Consider the following 16,750-nt stretch of genomic DNA (forward strand, 5'->3'; position numbering starts at 1 on the left):
AGATTGTCAATAATTTGTTACATCCATCATTATGCTGATGATTAAATTATTATAAAGTATTTTAGCACAGAACAATCCGGGTTATTCATCATTTTACCTTTATCATGAATCCAAACTACACTCCACGACTAAAGTTCCTGCTTACTATTTTCAGTTGCCTGATCCTGACAAGCCAGGTAAAGGCACAAACGCCAACCGATGACCCTCATTTGGGGATCATTCCCGCGCCTGCTTCTATAACTAAATCCCAGGGCACTTTTGTGTTCAGCCAGTTAACACAGATCAAGGCAGACAATATCAAAGACAGAAACGTCGCTTTCCTGAAAAATTTCCTGCTGAATAGCCGGCACTTCAATAACAAGCTATCTAAATACAACCCTAAGGTAAAATCAACCAAAGGCACCACGCTCGTACTAACCGCTAAAGGATCAGCAGCGCTGCCTAAAGAAGGCTATAAACTAACCATTACCCCGCACCGCATAATCATTATTGGTAAAGATGCCGGCATGTTTTACGGCATTCAAACACTGATGCAGTTATTCCCGGTAGAAACTTCGGGTACCGAAAAATTCAACTGTGTGACTATTGAAGACAGCCCCAGATTTGGCTACCGGGGTATGATGCTGGATGTATCGCGTCACTTTTTTACTGTGCCACAAGTAAAAAAGGTGATCGAACTGATGGCCGCTTATAAGCTGAATAATTTTCATTGGCATCTGGTGGATGGCCAGGGCTGGCGCATCGAGATCAAAAAATATCCTAAACTAACCCAGGTGGGTGCTTACAGATTGCAAACCACCTTCGGTAGTAATCGCGATTGGCCCGATTCCTTATCATATGGCGGTTTTTATACCCAGGATGATATCCGTGATGTGGTGAAATTCGCGGCACAGCGTTATATCAACGTGATCCCTGAAATTGAAATGCCCGCCCACTCCGAAGCGGCTTTACGGGCCTATCCCGAACTCAGATGCGAGTCGCCTGCTGATAGCAAGATCCCGGCTCGCGACATCAACAATATTTACTGCCCTACCGAAGAAACTTTTACTTTCCTGGAGAATGTGCTGACCGAGGTGATGGCACTTTTTCCAAGCAAATATATCCACATTGGTGGCGACGAGGCTGGCAAACAGCCCTGGAAAGAATCGGCTTTTTGCCAGGCACTGATCAAGGAAAAAGGCCTGAAGGATGAGCACGAACTGCAAAGCTATTTTATACAACGCATCGAAAAGTTCCTGAATTCCAAAGGCCGCAGTATTATTGGCTGGGATGAGATACTGGAAGGCGGCCTGGCCCCAAACGCTACCGTAATGAGCTGGACGGGTGAGGCCGGAGGTATCGCCGCAGCCCATCAAAAACACAATGTGATCATGACACCGCAAACAACCGGCAACTACTTTGATCATTACCAAAGCGGATCGCCACAGGAGCCAGTTTCGTTTGGCCGTTATGCGGCCCTGGACGAAACTTATAATTACGATCCCGTATCCAAAGAATTAACAGCCGATGAACAAAAATATGTGATAGGCACCCAGGGCAACCTGTGGACGGAGTATGTACCTACCGTGGCCAAATTGCAATACCAGATATTGCCACGATTGTTTGCCCTTTCAGAAGTAGCCTGGAGCCTGCCTAAAAATAAAGACTATACCAATTTTTCGGAAGTACGACTGGCCAAACATTTCGCACGCTTAGAGGCCATGCATTACAATTACCGTGTACCTACCGCTCTGCCGGTTATCGATACCATGGTTTTTGGTAATAAGTTCACCTTCGCACCCAAATCTGTAGTACCAGGAGCCCGGATCTTTATTACCTATAACGGCCGCGATCCGCTGGATACCGATTGGGAATATACCTCGCCGGTAACTATTGTAGTACCACCCAATGAAAAGCGCGAGTTTAAAACGCGCGTAATCACACCAACCGGTCGCCGTAGTATAGCTACCCGAATATTGATGTATAACCGGGCACTGATGCCTGCGGCAAACTATACCGCCAATAAACCCGGCCTAAGCTATAAACTCATCAAAAGTAAATTTACCACACCCGAGCAGCTGGATTATGCCAGTGCTCCGGATTCGGCCATTACGGATCGTTTAAACGCCGAAACTTTCAAAAAAGATAACCCCAATTTTGGCGCGGTGTACAGCGGCTATATCAACATCCCTGCCGATGGTGCCTACAATTTCAGCACAGCATCATACACCGATACCCAGGTATTTATTGATGGTGAAAAAATAACCGAAAGTGAGCCTGCCCTTCTATTGGCAAAAGGTTTCCACATTATTAAAGTAAAATATATTTACAACGCACCTGCAGTTGTACCGGGAGCATACCGGGTTAGGCAAACTCCGCTGCGTGTTTTTATAGCAGCACCGGGCTCAGCTGGCAAAAAAGAAATTATGCCGGGTATGTTGTTTAATTAATTTCGTTCGATAAAAAAAGCGGTGCATTATTGAATAATGCACCGCTTTTTTTATAACCTTTATTTTAGCTTGCTTAAATTTTGCAGATATAAATTCACAGCGGCATCATCCAACAAAATTTCTTTGCTCATTAAATATTCAGTTGTAGAATATATATTAGCAAATCCATTAGATCCGCTAAAGGTAGTCGGTTTTACAATTACGGATACTAATTTCCAGCCGTCCTGGTTCATTCTTAAAATTAAGGTATTGGGGAAAACAACTTTATATTTTTCTTTGTAATCGATCATGACGGCGGTCTTTATGCTATCGGGATAAAGCTTGTCATAGTTAGGATATTGCACTACACAATACCGCTCATCAAAAGAACTATAGATAGTTAATTTATGGGCTTGAGCAAACGCTCCCATGGTCGTAAAGCCAAGGAGCAGGACAAATAAATGCTTTTTCATGGTTTAGTAAAATGGCTTTTCTAAAGGATCAACTCGCTTAAGGGGCTTTTCGTTTGACGATATAAAAAGCTAAAGGATTAATACTATTAAAATGTCTTGATAAATCCATTTTATATTATATGTTTGTACATTATAACATATTAAATTATCCCGTTAAATTTTAACTACTTGCATTATAATGAAAAGACGACAATCCGGTATAAAAAGTTTCTGCCTTATCACTATTCTGTTTTTACTGAGCACCGTGGCTACAGGCGCCTATGGACAAAAAGCCCAACCGGCTTTTAACTCCATAACCCTGCAGCCTACGGTGGCTTATGTAAAGTATCGTGGCGAAAACAGGCGTATGGTACGGCTCCTTTTCAGAAATGGTAAAAGTTATAATGCAGGCAGCTTGTCGGTTTCATTTAATGCCCATACCGATCATATCGCTATACCGGCCAGTACCACCGGATTGGAGTTTTTTGAGGTGCCCTTACCCGGCCCTGCTATAAAAATTGCTACCCAGGCCACTGTTACCTTAACCTATGGCGGGCAAATCTATCCGGCCCGTTGTATTGTGGAGCCGGCTCGTGATAACTGGACGGTTTATGTGCTGCCGCACTCACATGTTGACATTGGCTATACCAACACACAGGCCAAGGTGCTTAAATTGCATATGGACAACATTGATGAGTCTATCAACCTGGCCGAAAAAACACAGAACTATCCTGTCGAGGCCCGTTATAAATGGACAACCGAAGCTATATGGGTAGTGGATAATTACCTGAAACAAGCCAGCGCCGAAAAGAAGGCCCGCTTTTGGAATGCCGTAAAAAAGGGCTGGATCAACCTGGATGGAGCCTACGGCAATATCAATACCAGCATGACCGATTCCCGTCAACTGATGCAGATGTTTGCAAAATCGCAAAAACTGGCACGCGAGCAGGGCATCGAGATCCATACCATGTTCCAGGGTGATGTACCGGGAGCTTCATGGGGATTAGCCGCTCAGGCCGAACAAACTGGTATTCACTACTTTTTATCAGGTCCTAACGCGTCTGACCGGATCGGCAACCTGGCCAAATGGCAGGATAAGCCTTTTTACTGGTTATCGCCATCGGGCAAACAAAAACTGCTGTTCTGGCAATGCCAGCCCTACTCTATTGGTTATCAGCTCAAAGGCGATAAAATTCCTAACTTTTTTACTATTGATGATCCTAAACCTTATTATACCGGTCACCCCGAAGAAAACTTCCTGAACCCCTACCTTTTCCAATACCTGGGCGGCCTGGAGCAGAATAATTTTCCGTATAACATGACCATACTCACCTGGGCCATGAGCGATAATGCCCCCATCGACCCGGAACTGCCGGATGCTGTAAAAGCATGGAACGAGCATTATACTTCGCCCAAACTGGTGATCACTTCGGTAAAACAGTTTTTTAACGACCTGGAAAAACAGTACAAAAATAATATCCCTTCTTTTACAGGCGATTACACCGAATACTGGACCGACGGTGTGTCATCGGCAGCACGCGAAACCGCTTTGAGCCGTGTAACATCCGACAGGTTGAAGCAAACCGGGGCCATCTGGGCCATTCGTAACAAAGGGGCCTATCCTGCTGACGCTTTTGACGATACCTGGAAAAACCTTTTGCTGTACAACGAACATACCTGGGGAGCCTATAACAGCGTAGGCGAACCCGATAACGAAAAGGTAAAAAGTGAATGGAACGTAAAACAAGGCTATGCACTGCGTGCCGATAAACAAGTAGATTCACTGATGACCGAAGCCTTAAAACCTGCTACAACACAAACTAATGCCATCGATGTATATAACACTACTAACTGGCCCCGAACCGATGTAGTTTACGTTCCTGCCAACCTCAGCAAAACCGGCGACCTGGTTAAAGATGCAACAGGTAAAAAGATCCCTTCCCAACGCTTAAGCAGCGGGGAATTAGCTTTTGTGGCAGATGCTGTACCTGCGTTGGGTAAAAGTTCATATACCATTAATACAGGTAAAGCATTAGGCAATGGTAAGGCTAAGATTACCGGTAGTAGTTTAAGTAACGGCATTTATACCGTTGCTGTGGATGCCAAAAATGGTAATATTGTAAAGCTAATCAAAGGGACATCTGTCCGTAATTATGTTGCTGCTGATTCTGCCGGGCTAAACCAATATATGTATATGCCGGGCGATTCATTAAAGAAACTCGTAAGCAGCTCCAATACCCACATCAGCATCAAAGAAAACGGGCCGCTGGTAGTAAGCCTGCTTATTACTTCGGATGCACCCGGCACCAATGGCCTTACCCGCGAAGTAAGGCTGGTAAGTGGCTTGGATCAGGTAGAACTCATCAATACCATAGATAAAACAGCTATCAGACATAAGGAGAGTGTACATTTTGCATTTCCTTTCAATGTACCCGCAGCTCAAGTGCGTTACAGCATCCCATGGGGCAGTGCCCGTGCCGAGGCCGATCAGCTACCTTATGCCAACCACAACTGGTTTACCATGCAGCGCTGGGTTGATGTATCTAACAGCGCTTACGGTATCACCTGGTCGAGCCCGGATGCGCCCTTATTTGAGATAGGTAACATTACTACCGGCAACCTGCTGGGTGGCTTACATCATGCACCACAATGGCTTTCGTTCACCCCACAATCACCAGTTTTGTATTCCTGGGTGATGAATAACCTGTGGCATACTAATTTCCGTGCAGACCAGGAAGGCAAAGCTACTTTCCATTACTTTATACAAGCCCATGAAGGTGGTTTTAACAGCTTTAAGGCCAACCAAACCGGATTGAACAACCATCAGCCCCTGGTTGTATCTACTACCCCTGGTGCGCCGGAAAAAAGCCTGTTCTTTAAAATAACAGGCAATAACATCTATGTAGAGGCCATCAAACCTACCGATGATGGATTAGGCGTAATAGCCCAATTGGTAAACAGCGGCGATACCGATATTGAAGCAGCTATCACCCCGAATACAGTACCCGCTATTAAAATTTGGGAAAGTAATTTAATGGAGGATAAGCTGAAGGAGTTAGGGAATCGTTTTACGATCCCGGCTAAAGGAGTAATAAGTGTGAGGGTAGAGAGATAATAGCCCTCCTTCACAATTTCATTAGATTAGAATTACTCCATAGGAGTAAAAGCTTTGTAGCTAACAAAAAGATGATATTAAGCATGCCGTAGGTATGCAACCTGGGTATAGTACCTATGGCACTAACTTAAAAACTGATGCTTTTCTACAAAGCTTCAACCCCTATTGGGGTTCACAAAATTCGTTAACTTACTATATTTAAACTCCTCTCCCTGTAGGAGAGGAGTTCATCGAGTGGCAGTTATGCAACAAAAAGGATGTCATGCTGAGCCCCGTCGAAGCATGGTGGGCTGGGCCTCTGCGCTCTACCCTTCGACGGGGCTGGATGACAGTGCACTTTTGGCATATTATTTATTCATCATACCCTTTCATCGGGCTATTACCAATCGGCTATGTGTAGTTTTAAACTACAGGCATAGTCGTCCGAAGTCAAAGAATCAAACAGCGAAGTATTGTGCCACCTATGAATTAAAATTGAGCTGACCATATTTATACAAAAAGTGGGTTTACATGCAAACCCACTTTTTGACGATAAAATATATTTAACAATTTGATTATCAATAAAATAAATCAATTCAAACCATAAAAAGTGTAAACCCATGTTAACCCACTTTTTGGTTAATTCTGTCAATCTAATCCAAAACTACATCAAATAAAAAAGAGGCTGATCATGATGAATGATACAACCTCTTTTTTATAGCACGATCTGTAGTTTTACTTATGTTTTGATCCCATATAGTAAGTGATCTCGCCGCCATTCATAATATCGGCGTGGCTTATGAAAAGGCTGTTAAGCACTTTGCCATTCAGCTCCATTTTTTGTACGTAAACATTTTTAGGGCTTTGGTTTTTAACGTTGATGGTAAACGTTTTGCCGTTATCCAGGTTGATCACCGCACCATTAATCGCCGGGCTACCGGTTGAATACTGATCGGACCCTGGCGCTACCGGGTAAAAACCCAGTGAACTGAAAATATACCATGCACTCATCTGTCCGGTATCATCGTTACCACCTAAACCATCTGGTGTTGGTTTGTACATGCGTGGCAATATCATACGGATGCGTTCCTGTGTTTTCCAGGGCTTGTCTGTCCAGTTGTATAAATAAGCTACGTGGTGCGATGGCTCGTTACCATGTACATAATTGCCGATAATACCGTCACGGGTAATGTCCTCAGTTTCGGCAAAATATTTATCAGGCAAATTCATGGTAAATAACGAATCAAGATAACCTACAAAACGTTTGTTGCCCCCCATCAGCTTGATCAATCCTTCCGGATCCTGCGGAGCGAATAGGGTGTAGTTCCAGGAGTTACCTTCAATAAAACCTTCGTTAATGGTGCTCAATGCATCAAACTTTTGACGGAAGGTGCCATCAGCTAATCTTGGGCGCATAAAGCCTGCTTTGGCATCATATACGTTTTTATAGTTCTGTGAGCGTTTGATAAACTCCTCGTAAATATCATTACGGTTCAGCTTTTTGGCCATCTGCGCGATAGCCCAGTCGTCAAAAGCGTACTCCAGGGTTGAAGATACCGATACGCCGCTTTTTTCATCCGGAATATAGCCTCTGTCCATATACTCCCCTATTCCCTCATAATTGCGGTGACGGGCAGTAGCCACGCAGGCATCCAGTGCCTTGTTGGCATCAAACGGAGCATTACCCTTTACAACAGCATCAGCCAGTACTGTTACGCTGTGGTAGCCGCTCATGCACCAGTTTTCGTTGCCTGAGTTTGACCATATAGGCAGCATCCTTTCCGGACTTTGATCAAAGTGCGCCATCATAGATTGTACCATATCCGCATTGCGCTTAGGATCAATAATATTGAACAGCGGGTGCAAAGCACGGTAGGTATCCCACATAGAGAAGGTGGTGTAGTTGGTAAAACCATCCGCCTTATGCACATTCTTATCAAGCCCTTCGTACTGACCGTCCGCATCCATATAAATGGTTGGGTTAATCATGGCGTGGTACATGGAGGTATAAAAGTTTTCTTTAGTCTCTTTGCTGCCTTGGATCACAATTTTGCGCAGTTCCTGCTCCCATTGTTGCTGTCCATCGTTTTTTACCTTATCAAAATCCCAGCCTGGTAGTTCGGTACGCATGTTGTTGAGCGCGCCATCCATGCTTACCGGTGATATAGCAAATTTGATCTTGATCTTTTCACCTTCTTCGGTTTTAAAATCAAAGTAGCTCCTGATCTGACGACCAGCTATTTCGGGGAAGTTTTTGGTTTGATTGAACTTACCCCAGAAACCTCCGTAAACTTCGCGTTTATCATATTTCTTGAAACCATGCTGAAAGAACGGTTTAGAGAAACTCATGGCAAAATACAGCGAACGGGTACGCGCCCAGCCATTGGTTTGGCGATAACCTACTACGGTAGAGTCGTTCAATACCTTGAGGTAGGTCCACACATTTTTGTCAGGGTAATTATAGATGCCCGCCATCAGGTCAAGAATAATGTGCGATTGATCTGATTTGGGGAAAGTATATTGATGAAAGCCCACCCTAGTGGTGGTGGTCATCTCGGCAATAATGTTGCTGGCATCCAGCTTTACTTTGTAATAATTAGCCTCGGTAACTTCGTTCTGATGCGAAAAAGCAGAGCGGTAGCCGCTTCCTGGTTTATCCGCAGTGCCCGGATTCAATTTTAGCGGCCCAACAGTAGGCATGATCAGGAAATCGCCCAGATCGGAGTGCCCTGTACCACTAAAATGGGTATGACTAAAACCTACAATGGTTTTATCATCATACTGATAACCGGCGCAGTATTTATACACATCTGGGTTATAGTGACCGTTGAGCTCATAGCTGGCCGTATCCGTTTCGGGACTTAGCTGCACCATACCAAAAGGCACGGTAGCTCCGGGATAAGTATGCCCCATACGTTGCGTACCTATAATGGGGTTAACGTATTGTACCAGTTTTTCTGCCGGATGTGTTTGCGCACTGGCTATAGAAGCCGTACCCAATAAAAAAGCAGTGAATAAATGTTTCATGTTATATAATTAGTTTTTCTCTGACAGAGAAAATGGAAAATCTTTGTCTTGCGTACCCCGGTTTTTGTTTGGCGTTGCTCCCATACCCACATTAATCACCGCGCCCTGCATCAATGCTTTATGACTCAACCAATTTGGGTTATACGTTTTACCATTAACAGTAAAAGTTTGTACATAACGGTTCTGTGCACTATTAGTAGGTGCATTGATCACTACCTGCTTACCGTTTTCCAGTGTCAGGGTTAATTTTTTGAATAATGGCGCACCTAATACATATTGGTCGCTGGCAGGGCAAACCGGGTAAAAACCCATGGCCGAGAACACATACCACGCCGATGTTTGACCATTATCTTCATCACCGCAATAACCATCAGGCGTAGCTTTGTACATACGGTTCATGGTTTCGCGTGCCCAGTACTGGGTTTTCCAGGGTTCACCGGCATAGTTATATAGGTATATCATATGCTGTATTGGCTGATTACCATGCGCGTACTGGCCCATATTGGCTATCTGCATTTCACGGATCTCGTGGATCACGCCACCGTAATAGCTATCATCAAATATCGGTGGCATGGTAAATACTGAATCCAGTTTGGTTACAAATTTTTGTTTGCCACCCATCAGGTTTATCAATCCCTGGATATCATGAAAAACACTCCAGCTGTAATGCCAGCTGTTACCTTCGGTAAAGGCATCGCCCCATTTGAAAGGGTTAAATGGTGTTTCAAAAGATCCGTCTTTATTTTTGCCACGCATTAAGCCTGTAGCAGGGTCAAACAGGTTACGATAGTTTTGGCTGCGTTTTTTGTAGATGGCAATTTCAGATTCTGGTTTGCCTATAGCTTTTCCTAATTGATAAATCGCAAAATCATCATATGCATATTCAAGCGTACGGGCTGCGTTCTCATTGATCTTTACATCATACGGCACATAGCCCAACTCATTATAATATTTTACACCATAACGCCCTGTGGCTGATATCGGACCCTCGTTATTGGCACCGTGAACCAACGCGTCATACAAGGTGTTGATATCATACCCACGCAACCCTTTCAGATAGGCTTCGGCAACAACCGAGGCTGAATTATTACCCACCATAATATCGGCATAACCCGGGCTCGACCATTCGGGCAGCCAGCCGCCTTCTTTATAGTCATTGATCAAACCTTCCTGCATTTCTTTATTGATAGATGGATAAACCAGGTTTAGGAACGGATAAAGCGCCCTGAAAGTATCCCAAAAGCCGGTACCGCCAAATAAATAACCTGGCATTACCTTGCCATTGTAGGGGCTGTAATGTATTATCTTATTCTGTGCATCCAGTTCATATAATTTATTCGGAAAAAACAGCATGCGGTACATGCAGCTATAAAAAGTACGGGTTTGGTCGATGCTACCGCCCTCTACGTTAATCCGGCTCAGGGTTTTATTCCATACCGCTTTGGCTTTTTGGCAGGTGGCATCAAAATTATCGTTTGCCAGCTCGCGTTTCAAATTAAGTTCAGCCTGCTCAAAGCTCACGAATGAGGAGGCTACTTTCAAGTGTACCTTTTCGCCTTTTGCAGTTTTAAAGCCGATAACCGCACCGGCGTGAGTGCTGCTGATCTCCAGGGAATCATGGGCAATGGTTTTATCATGCCATGCTTTAGCCAGTATAAAAGGCTTATCTACATAAATAACAAAGTAGTTTTTAAAATTGGTCATTTTACCACGTGCGTAACGAGTACTGTAACCGATGATCTTTTGCTCCTTAGGCAATATTTTGATGTATGATGCCCGGTTAAAAGCATCAACAACGATGAATGAGCTGTCAGACTTAGGGAAAGTGAACCTGAACTGCGCGGCACGTTCGGTTGGAGTAATCTCTGTAGTCACATCAGCGTCGGCCAGGTAAACGCTATAATAATAAGGCTTGGCCGTTTCTGACTTATGCGAAAACCAGCTGGCGCGATCGTCCTGATCAAAACGCAGCTTACCGGTAACCGGCATAATTACAAATTGCCCATAATCATTCATCCAGGGGCTTGGCTGGTGGGTTTGTTTAAAACCACGTATTTTATCGGCGGCATAAGTATATTGCCAGCCATCGCCCATCTTGCCGGTTTGTGGTGTCCAGGTATTCATACCCCAGGGTAATGCTATTGCAGGATAAGTGTTGCCATTAGACAAATCGGGCTTGGAATCGGTGCCCATCAAGGGATTGATGTAATCAACCGGACTACTGACCGTTCCGGTTTGCTGCGCATAAGTACTCACGCAAAGCGAAACCAAAATGGCGCTAAAAAGTGCTTTCATTAGTTATAATTTAGATGTGATGAAACTGCAGGTTTCAGGTTAATGTTTATTAGGTTATTTATTATCTTCTTTCATTATAAACGCCAACTTCGGCAATAGATACCTGGTGATCGGCCGCATCAACAGATACACGTATCTTACTACCCCATACCCTGTCAAAGCGGAATATTTTCACTTTATTTTTATTCTCACCCGCAAATAATGGTTTCCAGGTACCATTATCACAATATTCCAGGTGAAGTTTGGTGATGTTTGGTTTCTCTTCGGTAATGGCTATAGCATTAAAGCCCTGATCACGTTTGAAGGTGATCTCGTACCATGGATTTTTTACGGTAGTGTTTGATATCCATGAAGAATGGAAATCATCATCATTGGCAAAATCCATAATATTGGAATCATCACTCCAGCTGGAGTTGGAGAATTGATTTTTAGCCAGATTTGATGAAATAATTGGAGCTTCCAGTTTAGGCAGTTTAGCCACAGGGCCTTCGTTCTTCCATATCTCCCCTATTTTTTTGAGAGCTGCAAGAGCATTATCATCAATGAGGCCATCACGATTAGGCGCTACATTCAGGATAAAATTACAATCCACATTATTAAAAGGAATGATATTATCGTTCACCAATTTAACCGGATCTTTTACTGCATCGGTAGGATCAGATAAGTTCCAGAACCAATGCCTTTGCAGCGGATAGCAGGAAAGCGCAGGCATATTATTGTTCTCTTTTGAAATGTGCTGACCAGCTCCTTGTTCATAAGTTTTAATATCTGTATAGAACATGCCCTCGGCAGGATATTTAGCGCCGTTAAGATCCATCACCAGGCAATTGGGTTGCAATGATTTTACCAAACGGTATATCTCTTCAAAAGGCACATCGTCATAAGATATTCTTGACCATGGCGCGTCCCAACCATCAATAATCAGCGCGCCGATATCACCATACTTAGTCAGCAATTCGGTGATCTGGGCTTTGATCATATCAATATGTTTAGGCGTTATGCCATTGGGTCTTAAGCAATGATGCGTATCCAGAATAGAGTAATATAAAAACACTTTCAGCCCGTTAGCCCTAAAGGCATCCGCGTATTCTTTAACTACGTCCCTTTTGAGCGGACTGTTCATTACGTTATAATCGGTAGTTTTGGTATCCCAGATACAAAAACCACTATGATGCTTGGTAGTAATACAACCATAGCTCATATGGGCGGATTTTGCCGCTTTAGCCCACTGATCGCAATTGAGCTTTGTTGGATTAAAGATAGCGGGTGATGCTTCGGGATCGGCCCAATCCTGATTCAGATAAGTTGGAATATTAAAATGAATAAACATGCCAAAACGCAGGTCAACAAATTCCTGTTGCAATTGCGCCAGCGTTTTTACCGGTTTATTACTTTGCGCATAGGCTGATATACCCAGACTGCACAACAGCCCCAGGCAAATTGCTTTTATACTATTACTTAACTTCATATAATGATGTGAATTGGTTATGCTTCAATAACCGGATTGGCCGCATAGGCTGTCCAAAGTTCATCTAACGTTTTGCCGGTTTCTTGTTTCCAGCTATCGTTGGTAAAGGTATGGTTGCGTAACTGGGCATCCAAATTTTTTACCAGGCCGGGTTTAATGTTTTTCTCTATCCACACGAGGAAACGGGCAGTAATGCGGTAGCTATTTTCATAGCTTTGGGTTGCTTTAAAAGCAGGCAATGCCCATTTGGCTCCTTCGTTATCTACCCCAAATTTGTAACGGGCATAATCGGCAATACCTTCTGTCAGCCATCCCGGACCTGTGCTTTGGCCATAATCCTGTACAATATGCATTACCTCATGTGTAACCACATCAATATCATGCGGGTGTTTTGTCATGTATTTTGAACTAAAAACAACACGACCGTCGGCTGTAGCGGCAACACCATTGTAGGCGGTGTCAATAACAAAAGTTACACTTTTTAAGGTTTTTTTATTGTAAGCTTTTGCCAGTTTTGGATAAACGGTATAAAAGGTTTCAACCAATTTATTCTTAAGTTCGGGACTAAAACTGGCATCCTGATTCTCGAAAGTTAACTTATAGCCTTTTTTGTTAAACACTTCGGTTTGTTGTGCATTACTGCTTGCGGCAAAACGTAAAGTAAGTAATGCACTTAAAAGAAACACTTTTTTCATTGGATAAATAATTGTTAAATGCTTAGTTAATAATATTTAAAATTTAATTGGGCTGCTCAAAAATGTGCGAGTTTATCATAAAACCCGGCACAAATTAAATTGTATTGTGCCGGGTTTGGGCTATTTAATTGAGGTTCCTGGTAACGTGCTGAAGCTTAACAGTAATCAGGTAAACTCCTTCCTGAAACAACCTGAAAGTAAACCTTGGGTTGGCGCTATAAATTTTGGCAGAAGTTGGTGTAAAACCAGGATCTATCCGCACAAACTGGCTCGGGATACGGTAATAAATGGTAAATCCCTGAGCTGCTCCTTTAACCGGGAATGGCGTAACTTCAAAATTACAGGTTAATGAAGTATCAGAAGCGATCAGCGGATGGAATTTAGCGAACGTTTCAAAGCTGCTCCTGTCTCCGCGTTTGATATACTCCCCGTTTTTAGGGTTAAAAGCTACTCCATTTTCATCAACTATTTTCAAGATGGCCAATGTACCCTTAGTAGATAATTTGGTGATGGTAACTTTGGGTTCACCTATATCACCACTAGTAGTGGTACCATCCTGGAACCAGGCGCCGCCGCCCGCATCAATTTCGGCTACATCGCCCTCAAAAATATTAAGATTGGCAATATTCTTAAAAGTTTTGGTACCGTTCTCGTTAGAGGCGGCTATATCAAACTCATATGCTCCCAACGGTACATTTGCCGTGGTATTATAAAAGGTAAACGCTCCTGTATGTGTATTAAAGTCAAAACTCGGAAGATTTACATTTTTACGGATACTATTGAGCAGGGCAACCGTTGTATCTACATCCGGATCAAACTCTGAAGTATACACATACCTATCGCGGTTTTTATATAGCGAATCGGCGTGTTTATGAGTAAGCGCATCCCTGATATCCAATAGCCGATAAGTTACAGGAGCACTTGAGCCATCATTATCAACCGCTATACTTTGAACTATGATACCACGCTGCACCTGGATAGGATTATCGCGATACCTGATCTGGCTACTTAAAAAACCATGCGGGGCCTTAACACAACCTATAACTCCGGCTGCCATTAAAATAACAAGAAGTATTTTATAGTGTTTTTTCATTTTCTTGGCTATCTAAAAATTTATCAATTGTTAACATTGTTGAAATACGTGAACGTATGATTGTTGCTCAACACATGTAACACACCTGTTGTAGTTAATATACCCGTTGTTTGACAAAGGGTAGAAAGCAGCTGTCTTGGATCAACCTGTTGTACACCATTTATGTCAACAGGTACCGGCCCTCCGGGTGTCAGGGGCACCACTTTAGTAAAGTATATGTACTGCGGATTGGTGGTGAAAATACTGTTGGTATAATCCGTTGTCGACCTAAGCTGAATCAACCGGTATTCTCCATCCAGAGTCTGAGGATATATGCCTTTCTGTGATAAATTATCCCTGGTAATCTTATCCTTAAACATATAGGCTCTTAAAGAGTCTTTGAGTGAGGCAAAATTTAGCGAATCAAACGTAAAAACCAGGTTTTCATCGTTTTTCTGCGTGCGCAGTTGCTCTCTTTTTGCTAATACGAAGTTGGTTATTGAATAATTAGTCACCGCAAAAAAAGTTCCTGCACTATTCACCTCGTCTTTCATATTCATTTTATTGATCATCATCACCAAAGTATCAAACGCATGGTTGGTTTTCAGATAATCATAAGTGGTCATATTTACCTGGGCCTTAAACAAATCGCCCCCAATGGTATAATCCTTTTTACAGGAAAAAAACACAACCGCTACTAATAGGATGGGTATAAATATTTTTAATGTTTTCATGTTTGTGCTATTTAACGGTTAAAGTTTTCCTTGCCAGTAAGGTGTTTGTTTCAAAACAAAATCATCTTTAAACATAGAAGGATCTATAGGCCACAGATACCCTCCCTGGTTCACCCTCGTATCATTAATATGTGAATAGTCGGAAATGAAGCTGCTTGTTGGGTTACCGATTTGTTTGGTACGAACCAGGTCATAAAAAGATTGACCTTCATAAAAGAGTTCACGCAAACGCTCTTCCAATATAGTCCTGGCAAGAGCATTACCTGCCCCTGTGTAACTGGCTATTCCTGCCCTACTGCGTATAGTGTTTAAAAGCACTAATGCTTCACCATCGCGTCCTAATTGATTTAATGCTTCGGCTCTTAAAAGCATAATATCGGCTAGGCGGAAAATGATAATGTTATTAGATAAACGAGGGTCGTTTTTTGCCGATCCATCGGCATAAGTAATATTCGAATACTTTATTGTTTGTCCGCTGGTGGATTGCGCCTGGAAGAAGTATTTCTTATACCTCAGATCTGTAGTATCTTTAAATAAGGTATTCACATATAAAGTACTTACCGGCCATTCGAGGTTTGATTTTTGTGCAACAAAGGGAAAAGCGATGGTTGGGGCATATCCATAATAATTAAGTGCTACACCTTCACTTTGCTGATAATTGATATTGATTTCAAAAATCCCCTCTACTGATTTACCAATAAATATTTTGCTGAATTGCGAAGTATCAGTAACCAACTGATATTGCCCGTTATTAATTACCTGAGCAGTGGCCTGTTCGCATCCGGCATAGTCATGTGTCCAGGCTTTTATATGAGCTTCCAATGCAAAAGCCGAACCTTTATTAGCTCTCACGGCACGCTGGCTTTCATCGGCATAACCAAAGGCCAGGTTACTTTCGGCAATCTTTAAATCAGCGAGGCATTGTTTAAGTACATCGGCAGCAGGTGTGCGGGGAATGTTTACAGCCTGACTAACATCCAGATCGGGTTGTGTTTTTAAAGGCACATCGCCCCAAACCCTGGTCATATAAAAGTAGGTGAATGCCCGCAGGTAATAAGCCTCGCCAATGATCTGATTCTTATCATCATGATTACTGAACTTTTCTATCGGGATAGCAGGTACTTTGTTAATGATGAGGTTTATTTGTTGTAAAAGCTGGTAGTAGTTTAACCAGTTCCAGATACCTGGCCCAACATTTAACCCGGTAAATTCACCATTGGAGATATTGTAATTAGCATCATCCAGTCCTGAGTTAATGCTAAATTCGCTTGTAGTGGCGTCACCAAATACATGGAATGAATAATTATTGAGCATTACCGAACGCAACAGGGAATATGCTCCCGCGATAGCGGTATTGGCATCTGTTCCATTAGTAAAATAAGCATTGGTAAAAGTGGAGTTATGAGGCTGCAAATCAAGTATTTTTTTGCAGGAACTCACACTAATAAGCCCGGTTATCATTAATAATCCGGCTGTGTATCTTATTATATTTTTTTTCATTTCTT

Annotated in this window: 10 protein-coding genes; 2 read left to right on the top strand and 8 right to left on the bottom strand. The window is 42.8% G+C overall.

What is annotated here, in order from left to right; genetic code table 11:
- Window positions 1-104 precede the first annotated feature (104 nt).
- The gene (locus ACTJKG_RS11505) at window positions 105-2,429 is read left to right on the top strand and encodes a family 20 glycosylhydrolase (protein WP_440739276.1); all 2,325 of its coding nucleotides are present in this window, start codon (window positions 105-107) and stop codon (window positions 2,427-2,429) included.
- A 59-nt stretch (window positions 2,430-2,488) separates the two neighbouring features.
- On the opposite strand, the gene ACTJKG_RS11510 is transcribed toward ACTJKG_RS11505, so the two are convergent.
- Window positions 2,489-2,881, bottom strand: coding sequence for a hypothetical protein (locus ACTJKG_RS11510; protein ID WP_172334782.1), 393 nt, complete (start codon window positions 2,879-2,881; stop codon window positions 2,489-2,491).
- A gap of 178 nt (window positions 2,882-3,059) precedes the next feature.
- On the opposite strand from ACTJKG_RS11510, the gene ACTJKG_RS11515 reads away from it, so the two are divergent.
- Window positions 3,060-5,975: a glycoside hydrolase family 38 C-terminal domain-containing protein gene (locus ACTJKG_RS11515; protein ID WP_440739277.1), complete on the top strand. Its 2,916-nt coding sequence runs from the start codon at window positions 3,060-3,062 to the stop codon at window positions 5,973-5,975.
- 714 nt (window positions 5,976-6,689) lie between these two features.
- Here ACTJKG_RS11515 and ACTJKG_RS11520 read toward each other — a convergent pair.
- From ACTJKG_RS11520 to ACTJKG_RS11550, 7 genes are all read right to left on the bottom strand, one after another.
- Window positions 6,690-8,981, bottom strand: coding sequence for a GH92 family glycosyl hydrolase (locus tag ACTJKG_RS11520; protein ID WP_440739278.1), 2,292 nt, complete (start codon window positions 8,979-8,981; stop codon window positions 6,690-6,692).
- A gap of 9 nt (window positions 8,982-8,990) precedes the next feature.
- On the bottom strand, window positions 8,991-11,276 hold the full coding sequence (locus ACTJKG_RS11525) for a GH92 family glycosyl hydrolase (RefSeq protein WP_440739279.1): 2,286 nt from the start codon (window positions 11,274-11,276) through the stop codon (window positions 8,991-8,993).
- 61 nt (window positions 11,277-11,337) lie between these two features.
- Window positions 11,338-12,744 (bottom strand): alpha-L-fucosidase, encoded by a 1,407-nt coding sequence (locus ACTJKG_RS11530; RefSeq protein ID WP_440739280.1) that lies wholly within the window; start codon window positions 12,742-12,744, stop codon window positions 11,338-11,340.
- Between the two features lie 17 nt (window positions 12,745-12,761).
- Window positions 12,762-13,439: a basic secretory protein-like protein gene (locus ACTJKG_RS11535; RefSeq protein ID WP_440739281.1), complete on the bottom strand. Its 678-nt coding sequence runs from the start codon at window positions 13,437-13,439 to the stop codon at window positions 12,762-12,764.
- Window positions 13,440-13,563: 124 nt separating this feature from the next.
- Entirely contained in the window at window positions 13,564-14,532 is a 969-nt protein-coding gene (locus ACTJKG_RS11540; protein ID WP_216650522.1) for a DUF5007 domain-containing protein, read from the bottom strand.
- A gap of 23 nt (window positions 14,533-14,555) precedes the next feature.
- Window positions 14,556-15,245, bottom strand: a complete 690-nt coding sequence (locus tag ACTJKG_RS11545; protein WP_172334788.1) for a hypothetical protein — start codon at window positions 15,243-15,245, stop codon at window positions 14,556-14,558.
- An 18-nt stretch (window positions 15,246-15,263) separates the two neighbouring features.
- On the bottom strand, window positions 15,264-16,745 hold the full coding sequence (locus ACTJKG_RS11550) for a RagB/SusD family nutrient uptake outer membrane protein (protein WP_172334789.1): 1,482 nt from the start codon (window positions 16,743-16,745) through the stop codon (window positions 15,264-15,266).
- Between the last annotated feature and the right edge of the window lie 5 nt (window positions 16,746-16,750).

Origin of the sequence: Mucilaginibacter sp. 22184 (assembly GCF_052045695.1) — a bacterium.
Classification (GTDB): Bacteria; Bacteroidota; Bacteroidia; order Sphingobacteriales; family Sphingobacteriaceae; genus Mucilaginibacter.

Coding starts and splice junctions, on each gene's coding strand:
- ACTJKG_RS11520 (WP_440739278.1), bottom strand. CDS start 8,981: ATGAAACATTTATTCACTGCTTTTTTATTGGGTACGGCTTCTATAGCC.
- ACTJKG_RS11545 (WP_172334788.1), bottom strand. CDS start 15,245: ATGAAAACATTAAAAATATTTATACCCATCCTATTAGTAGCGGTTGTG.
- ACTJKG_RS11535 (WP_440739281.1), bottom strand. CDS start 13,439: ATGAAAAAAGTGTTTCTTTTAAGTGCATTACTTACTTTACGTTTTGCC.
- ACTJKG_RS11515 (WP_440739277.1), top strand. CDS start 3,060: ATGAAAAGACGACAATCCGGTATAAAAAGTTTCTGCCTTATCACTATT.
- ACTJKG_RS11540 (WP_216650522.1), bottom strand. CDS start 14,532: ATGAAAAAACACTATAAAATACTTCTTGTTATTTTAATGGCAGCCGGA.
- ACTJKG_RS11530 (WP_440739280.1), bottom strand. CDS start 12,744: ATGAAGTTAAGTAATAGTATAAAAGCAATTTGCCTGGGGCTGTTGTGC.
- ACTJKG_RS11505 (WP_440739276.1), top strand. CDS start 105: ATGAATCCAAACTACACTCCACGACTAAAGTTCCTGCTTACTATTTTC.
- ACTJKG_RS11525 (WP_440739279.1), bottom strand. CDS start 11,276: ATGAAAGCACTTTTTAGCGCCATTTTGGTTTCGCTTTGCGTGAGTACT.
- ACTJKG_RS11550 (WP_172334789.1), bottom strand. CDS start 16,745: ATGAAAAAAAATATAATAAGATACACAGCCGGATTATTAATGATAACC.
- ACTJKG_RS11510 (WP_172334782.1), bottom strand. CDS start 2,881: ATGAAAAAGCATTTATTTGTCCTGCTCCTTGGCTTTACGACCATGGGA.